The organism is Marseilla massiliensis (assembly GCF_023336985.1).
Lineage (GTDB): Bacteria > Bacteroidota > Bacteroidia > Bacteroidales > Bacteroidaceae > Prevotella > Prevotella intestinigallinarum.
In genome coordinates this window covers 282,122-291,242 of the sequence record NZ_JAMBLP010000004.1, presented here as the reverse complement: position 1 = coordinate 291,242, position 9,121 = coordinate 282,122, and the positions used below count along the sequence as shown (strand labels likewise).

Annotated in this window: 3 protein-coding genes; all 3 read left to right on the top strand. The window is 57.6% G+C overall.

The window, feature by feature from the left end; all coding sequences use genetic code 11:
• The first annotated feature begins 244 nt into the window (after positions 1 to 244).
• The 3 genes from M3089_RS05165 to M3089_RS05155 all read left to right on the top strand — a co-directional run bounded on the left by M3089_RS05165 (position 245) and on the right by M3089_RS05155 (position 9,121).
• Positions 245 to 2,527 carry a pectate lyase family protein gene (locus M3089_RS05165; protein WP_249082193.1) on the top strand — a complete coding sequence of 761 codons (2,283 nt, stop codon included), beginning with the start codon at positions 245 to 247 and terminating at the stop codon, positions 2,525 to 2,527.
• Between the two features lie 173 nt (positions 2,528 to 2,700).
• Positions 2,701 to 6,054: a pectinesterase family protein gene (locus tag M3089_RS05160; RefSeq protein ID WP_249082191.1), complete on the top strand. Its 3,354-nt coding sequence runs from the start codon at positions 2,701 to 2,703 to the stop codon at positions 6,052 to 6,054.
• Between the two features lie 697 nt (positions 6,055 to 6,751).
• Complete coding sequence (locus M3089_RS05155) at positions 6,752 to 9,121, top strand: fasciclin domain-containing protein (RefSeq protein ID WP_249082188.1); 2,370 nt, start codon at positions 6,752 to 6,754, stop codon at positions 9,119 to 9,121.

Here is a 9,121-nt window from a genome sequence, read left to right as displayed (position 1 = left end):
AATGGCGCAAAACCATGCGCAAACGGCGCAAGACGAGAAAAACAGCCCGAAAAAAAGCCATTGTTGCAAAAAAAGCATTATCTTTGCACCAAGACATTTTGTGTGCTTAAAATACACCTGTCTACCAACAATCCACAGGCAAACCTAAGGCCCCGAGCCTAAAGGCGGGCCCCGACAGCCGCAAGCCGCTGCCAAGGGCAGGCCATACGTAAAGTTATCGATAACTAAAACTATCTATAAGGAAATGAAAAAAACAAGACTTGCGCTGACATTGGCCGCTTCGGCCATTGCCGGCATCAGCATGGCGCAGGCACCGGCTTTCCCCGGAGCCGAGGGCCATGGGCGCTACACCACCGGTGGGCGCGGCGGAAAAGTGATACACGTGACCAACCTCAACGACTCCGGCGAGGGCAGCCTGCGCGAGGCGGTCAGCGGAAACGACAAGAAGATTGTGGTGTTCGACGTGGGCGGAGTGATAGAACTGGAACGCAACCTAAACATCGGCGGCAACACGACAATACTCGGTCAGACAGCCCCCGGGCAGGGCATAACCCTGCGCTACTACACCGTTGAATACAACGGCGACAACATCATAGTGCGGTTTGTGCGATTCCGCCGGGGGCAGGAGCGCGACGTCAACGACGGAGCCGACGCCACCTGGACGCGCCACCACCGCAACATAATGCTCGACCACTGCTCGTTCAGCTGGAGCATCGACGAGGTGGCATCGTTCTACGACAACCGCGACTTCACCATGCAGTGGTGCACGGTGGCCGAGGCGCTCAACAACGCCGGCCACAACAAGGGCGCCCACGGCTACGGAGGCATCTGGGGCGGCAAGGGGGCATCGTTTCACCACAACTTCCTGGCCCACCTCAACAACCGCTCGCCGCGCTTCAACGGCGCACGCTACGCATGGGACGGATACGACCAGGACGAATACGACAACACGGTGATGGCCGAGCGCGTAGACTTCCGCAACTGCCTCATCTACAACTGGGGCACGGGCGGATGCTACGGCGGTCCCGGGGGCGGCTTTGTCAACATGGTAAACAACTACTACAAGGCCGGGCCAGGCACGTCGCACAAAGACCGTGTGACCGAATGCTCTACGGCCAGCTCGGGCAACAGCGAAGGGGCGCCCGACGAACTGATAGGCATGAAGTCGAGATATTACATCGACGGCAACTACGTAGACGGCTATGGGGCCAACTACGACTGGCAGGGCGTGACCTATGATGATGGGCGCCAGACATTCACCGACAAGGCAGGCATGTATGGCATGGGTGCCGGTGCCACCGTCAGCGTGCGCCTCGACGCCCCCATAGAGGCCGGCACCGTGACCACCCACAGCGCCGAGACGGCCTACGAGAAGGTGCGCCTCTACGCCGGGGCGTCGCTCAGCCGCGACATGCAGGACGCACGCTATGCCGAAGAGGCCTACGCCGGCACGGCCACCTACAGCGGCTCGGTGACAAAACGCGCCGGCATGCTCGACCTCGTGGCCGACCAGGGAGGCTATTCGCTCGACCGAGCCTCGCGGCCTGAGGCTTTCGACGAAGACAACGACGGAATACCCGACACTTGGGAGCGGGCCAACGGGCTTGACCCGGCCAACCCCGACGACGCCACGGCCACCACTCTCGACCCTGCGAAATACTATACCAACATAGAGGTCTATGCCAACAGCATCGTGCAAGACATAATGCTGGCCGGCAACGCCGACGCCATAGAGGCCGTCGAGGAGTATTACCCGCAATACACCAAGACCGACGGCACTGTGGTAGAGGCCATCAACCTGCCCGATGACCTGCCCGCCAACCCCGACGACCTTGAGGAGCTGGGCTCGGGAACAATAACATGGGCCCTCTCTTCTGGCTCGACGGAAGAGGCTACCGTGTCGGGCGGACTGGCTGAATACATAGAATCGACATCAATGGAGATTGGCTCTAACCTCACGCCCGACGGCACCCGCAACATCAACGGCACGACAATGACCGAGCTGACGTCGGCCGAGAAGCAGTCGACAGCCTCGTCGGCCAACCGCATCAGGTTCTCGGTGACACCGGCCAACGGCATCTACTTCACGCCGACAGCCGTCAGGGTGATGCTGTCGCGCATAGGCACAGACAGCGGAGTGTTCGACCTTGCATGGCAATGCAACGACACCGAGACGGCCATAGTGACCGGAGGCGACATCAACCGCAACAAGCAGGAGTCGGGATGGTATACCGACTTCTCGCAGCCAACCACCGACATGACGGCCGGCACCGGCGAAAGCTCTTTGCTGCTGTATATATATAATGTGAATGCGGGCAAGCAAACGGCCATAGCCAACGTTGTCATCGAGGGCAAGGTGGCACAGTTGAGCAGCGGCATCGACGACATTGCGCTCGGCCAACCGGCATCGGTAAGCTACTACAACCTGCAGGGCGTGCAGACCGCAACCCCTGGCAAGGGCGTTTACATAATGGTAACCAAATATGCCGACGGCAGGCAGAGCGTGCGCAAAGTGACGCGCAGGTGACACCCGGCACTGCCACCGGCTCGACAACGGCAACGGTGGGGGCGGACAAAGACGGCCGCCCCCACCCCGCCCGTCGCCGCCCGCAACGGCTGCCGCATAGCGCCGGCAACAGCCGGCAACAGCAAGCAATGCCACACCAAACCAAAATAACAATAACTAAAAACTAAAGAAACATGAGAAAAAGACTACTAAGGCTCACCGTAGCTGTGCTATGCGTGGCAGGGTTGCTGCCGTCGCAGGCTCAGACCTACGACAAGGAACCGGCCACAGTGGCCTGGGACTTCAACACACAGGCCGACTACGACAAAGTGACAACACTCATCCCGGCCGACGGCTTCTCGCTGGCTACAGTCGACCTTGGCGACATCGAGGTGACAGGCACAAGCACGGGCCAAGCCACCAACGACGCCGGCGAGAAGGTGAACTTCCTGAAGCTGCGCCCATCGGGAACGACGCAGGCCGCCCAATGGAAGGTGACACCAGCGCGCGGACTGTCGTTCACGCCAACGAAAGTGAGCGCATACATACAGCGCTTCGGCACCGACGCCGAGAACGGAGTGACCGTCAGCGCGCTGCTGCCCGACGGAACGAAGGAAGACTTGGGCAACTTCACCGCCCCACGCAACAACAAGTCGCAGGCCGACGACAAGTTTGGGGGCAACGCCAACTACACCAACCGCTTTGAAATAGAGCTCACCGAGGCACAGCAACAGAAGCTCACCACAGCCGAGGGCTTCACCCTGCAGGCCACCGTGGGCGTGGGGGCAGCCAAGGAGGGCGGCTTCAGCGACGTGCGCATCGAGGGCACGCTGAGCGGCACTATAGAGAACGTGGCCAAGTACACCCTTACGGCCACGGCAAACCCGGCCGAGGGCGGCACGGTGACGCTAAACCCGGCCTCCGACGAGTATGACGACGGCACCGAAGTGAAGGTGACCGCCACCCGAAACTTTGGCTACAAGTTTGTAAACTGGACCGACGCTTCGGGCAATGTGGTGTCTACCGAAACCGAATTCAGCCTCACCGTGACAGAAAACACCACGCTCGAAGCCAACTTCGAGCCCGTGAAGACCTACGCGCTGACGTGCAACATCGAGGGAGGCGGCAACGACTACATGGTGACAATGGCACCAGAGCCAACCGTAATAGACGGCAAGAACATGTATGAAGACGGCACCGACGTGATGCTTACAGCCTCGTCAAACAAGATAGTGACCTTCACCAACTGGAGCAACGGCGAGACATCGGCCTCGATAACGCTCACCATGGACCAAGACCGGGAGCTCACGGCCAACTTCTCGGCCACCGACTACATTGCGGCATGGGACTTCATCACCCCGGGCAGCGACAGCCGCAAGGCCGACTTCGCGTCGGCCGACAACGACGCGGCAACGCTCGTGATGCGCAACGCCGCCGGCGAGACCAGCGGATGGCTCGACAAGAGCTGGCAGGCGGCAGGCGGCTACGAGGGCCGCAACGCCGCAGTGAACTGGCGCACCACGGGGCTTGGCGACTACTACTGGCAGACCGTGGTCAACGCCGAGGCCTTCACAGACATCAAGGTGCAGAGCGCCATGGCCTACAACTACAACGCATACACCAAGCAAGACCTGCAATACTCGCTCGACGGCGAGCAATGGACCACCGTGGGCAGCTTCAACATCGAGGGAGCCAAACACTGGCTGGACAAGGAGTTCAGCCTGCCGGCCGATGCAAACAACCAGAAGACGGTATACCTGCGCTGGATTTCAGACAAGAGCTCGGCCATAAGCGGAACGACATCCGACAACGACGGCATTGCACTCTCCGACATATTCATCACCGGGACAGAGAAACTGGTAGACGACGGCACTGCACCAAGGCTGATGTCGACCGTGCCCGAAGAGGGCAACACCAACGCTTCGGCCAACGGCAAGATAATACTCACGTTCGACGAGAAGGTAAAGGTGGCCGACGGGGCCACGGCCACGCTCGGCCTGACGGAACTGCAGCCCAGCGTATCGGGCCGTACTGTGATATTTGAATACAAGGGCCTGGAATACTCTACGCCCTACACGTTCACCCTGCCGGCCGGAAGCGTTGCCGACCTTACGGGCAACGCCGTCGACGAAGCCATCACCATCAACTTCAGCACCAAGACCCGCCCGGCCATATCCAAGGCACTCTACGACTTCATAGTGCCCGACGACGGCACGTTTACCGAGGCCATAGCGGCAGCCGAGAAGCGCGAAGACACCTCGGTGCGCTTCAGGATATTCATCAAACAGGGCCATTACGTGATACCGGCCAGCGAGACAGAGACCATCATGGGTTCCGACGGGGTGGCCTACCCAAGCCCGATAACCCACATAACCACGCCAAACGTGTCGATAATAGGCGAGGACATGGACAACACATCCATCGTAAACACACTGCCCGAAACAGAGGTTGAAGGACAGTACGGCCCGGCGTGCCCCATCGAAGGCCTGCACAAGAACCAGACGATAGACCTCGGCAAGAACGCCACGGCCACCTACATACAGGACCTGACCATAAAGAGCGGGATGAAAGACGACCGCGGGCGCAACGGGGCACTCGAAGACGCATCAGACAAGACGGTTTGCAAAGACGTGAGCCTTGTGGGCTACCAAGACACTTACCTGTCTAACAACGACCGCGGACGCTTCTACTTTGAGGGCGGACGCCTGCGCGGGCGCACTGACTTCCTGTGCGGCAAGGGCGACGTATTCTACAACGAAGTGGAGCTGATGGTTTGCGGCTCGGGCTACATCTGCGCCCCGTCGAACCCCAAGCAGTATGGCTATGTGTTCAACAGCTGCACCATCAAGGGCGAGACCGGCGGCATAGACGGCAACTACACGCTCGGGCGCCCATGGGGCGACGGCACTCCGATAGCCCTCTACATCAACACGCGCATGGAGGCACAGCCGTCGGCCATAGGCTGGAACGAGATGAGCGGCGGCTGGCCGGCACGCTTTGCCGAATACAACTCGACCACGGTCAGCGGAACGGTGATAAACCTCGACAACCGAAAGAAGACTTTCGGCGACGGCCACGCCAACAACCCCGTGCTCACTGCGGCCGAGGCGGCACAGCTGACGATTGAGAACGTGATGGGCGGCGACGACGACTGGGATCCGACATCGGCCACCGAACAGGCATCGGCACCCAAGAACGTAACCATAGACGGCACCACCCTGACATGGGAACCGAGCGACTATGTGCTCTGCTGGGCTGTATGCAAGGACGGAAAGGTGGTTGACTTCACCACACAACCCACATACACCGTCGATGATACCGACGCCACCTACTCTGTGCGCGCGGCCAACGAAATGGGCGGACTGGGCGAAGCTGCCGCAGCCCAAATAGCCGACGGCATAAGCAACGCCACCGGCGAGACGGCCATAGGCGAGACGACGTATTACACCATAGGCGGAATAAAGACCGGAAAGACAGCCAAGGGCGTAAGCATACGCATAGACAGGATGGACAACGGTAAGACAAAAGCCACCAAAGTGGCCAGGTGACGCTTCGGCGGACATGCCGGGCAAGCACAGCCCGCATTGAGGTGAACGCCCCTGATGAACCACAGGGGCTGTCACCATACAAGACGAAAGCCCCCTCCAGGATACTACAGCCATCCCGGAGGGGGCCGTCTTGTCATCACCATCGGCCAAAACCACCGCGCCGCCATGTGCCCGGCACCCTACGGCACTGCCGCCAAACCAACCCGCCGGCTTTCCGGCAGCCACACCTCGCAGCAAGCGGCCCGCAACACGCGCCCGCAGGAAGCAGACGCACGGAGGGCGTGTTTTTCATGGTTTTTATGGCTCAAAAAGAATTATTTACCCCAAACAAACAAAATTTCCACCATAAATTTCACCATAATACATAAATTTGCAGCAAGAAAAATAACTAAAAACAAAAACAAAAATGCGCAAAACATGACTAACAGACCAAATTGCATGCCATAAGCATGCCGTGTTGCCGACTTACGAAAAGCCGTAAGCAAAGGCAAATCGACGAAAGGAAAGTGTTGTTAAGAAAGCATAAATCAAGACCACACCTAACCTTTATATTGAAAATTTAGCTATATTTGCATTAACACAAATGCCAAGCTAACCCATACTTCGACATCTGTCAACCATAAAAACAGAACTAACGGCAGTCTGATCACACTCACTGTGTGCAACTAACCAAATACTAAATAATTAAAAACCGTATATGAAACAACTAAAACTCATCAGAAAGTCAATATGGATATTATTGCTTTCATGCTTGATGTTACCTTCATGCTCGGATTTGGACGAGTACTTCGAGACGCCCGAATGGATAGGAGGCTCGATATACAAGACGCTGCAAGACGAAGGCAACTACAGCATATTCCTCAAAGGTGTGGACATATCCGAGTATCAGCCGATACTCGACGGTAAGTCGATACTAACCGTCATGGCCCCCGACGACGACGCCATGACGCAATACCTGCAGGAAAACTATGGCACAACCGACATCAGCCAGATAGACAAGGATGAAGTGAAGAAGCTCATAGGATTCCACATACTGTACTACTCTTTCGACAAAAACAAACTCGTGAACTTCCGTCCCAACGAGGGCGACGGAGCCACCGACGACGAGCTAAACCTGAACGCCGGACTGTATTACAAGTTCCGCACGCGCAGCCAGGACGCCATCTCGACAGCCTACGACAACACCCGCAAGCGCAACGTTCAGGTATACCACAACGAGCGCTTGCTGCCGGTGTTCTCATACCGCATGTTCCAGACGAAGCAAATCGACGCAAAGGAAAACTACGAATACTTCTACCCTGAGACAGGGTGGACAGGCGACGGCGGCTTCAACGTGGCCAACGCCAACGTGACCGAATATGAGCGCATAGCGCGCAACGGCTACATCTACAAGATAGACCGCGTGCTCAAACCACTCGAAACCATCTACGACGAGCTGCAGAACGCGGGCAAGTACAGCCGCATACTGAGCCTCTACGACAAAAGCGAGGTATATTCGTATGACAGCATACAGACACGCGAGCTCCAGACGTCGGACTCGCTGTTCCACCACTACCACCAAAGCCCTCTGGTAAACATAGACAGCGAGTGGGGAGACGTGATGGACTATACGATGATGAGCGAACTGTCGTCGATGGGCTACACCATCTTCGCCCCTACAGACGAAGCATTCCAGAACTTCTTCAACGAATACTGGGGTGAGGGCGGCTACTCTTCGATAGAGGAAATAGACTCGGTGACAATGCAGGAAATCATGCGCAGCTGCGTCTATCCGCTATCAATCATCTTCCCGGGTGAGATAAAGAACGGTACGGCAGAGAACATCGACGGCGAAGTAATCACCGTCAACACAGACGAAGTGAGGCCCGAAGACCGCGTGGTATGCTCAAACGGACTGCTCTACGGCTGCTCCGTGCTCACCCCGCCGGCCAAGTTCCGCGCCGTGACCGGCCCGGCATTCCAATACAAGAAGTTCAGCAACTTCAACGAAATGCTCAACAACTCCGGCATGTCGTCGACACTTGTGGCCGACGCCGTGAGCTACATCATGCTCTACCCCGACAACGACCAGCTGTACAACAACGCCGGAATACAGCGCACCGGCGGCCGGCTGGTATCAACAGCGCAGCCCGACGGCATGAGCACAAGCGCAATGACGGCATACATCAACGGCCACGTGGCCAGCCCGATAGACGGCAACTCTGTGCTGCCCGAGAGCGGCACGAAGGTGATACCGGCACTCACATCCGACTTCAAGCTCTACTGGTATGTCAAAGACGGCAAGATTACCAATAGCATCATGCACAACAACTGCCTGAAGTATGCCGGCAACACCGTCACCGACGACCAGATATGGACTACATTCGAGCCGCTGGCATACCGCGGCGACGTGAACGGCTGGACCAACGGACACGCCTATTCATACGACAGGCTGCTCATGCCAGGCGACTACTCAAACGAGAACAACAGACAGATGGTGAGGCTCATGATAAACAACCGCACCGACGAAACCACTGAGTTCTACGGATGGATAAACCTGCTCAACAAGGCAGGCCTTGTAAACACGAGCTCCGGCTCGCTGCAAACGACATTCACGCAGGAAGACTGCATGATGCTCATACCTACGACCAACGTGATAGAGCAGGCCATCGTCGACGGGAAACTGCCCGGAGTGAGCGCCGGGGCCGGTGCAACGGTAGGCTCGTCGACATTCTTCGACAACATCGAGATAACCGATGCCAGCTCCCTGACCGAATACCTGAAGCTGTATTTCGTGCCACTGTCAACGGCACCGTTCAGCAATTACCCATACATAGGCTGGGGTGAGAACACCGCCGACTACGGCGGACTGCCTACGCTGCAGCAAGAAGTGGTGTCGGAAGGCGGCTCGACAAGCATCATCTCTACCAACATGAACATCTACGACGACGGCACGGCACTCTATTGCGCCATCATCGACCGCAATACCGGGGCCGACGGCCACAGGGTGAAGGTTTCAGGGGCATACGACTACTTCCCGTTCGTATTCGAAGACGGGCCTGCCCACTTCATTGAAGACGTGTTCTGA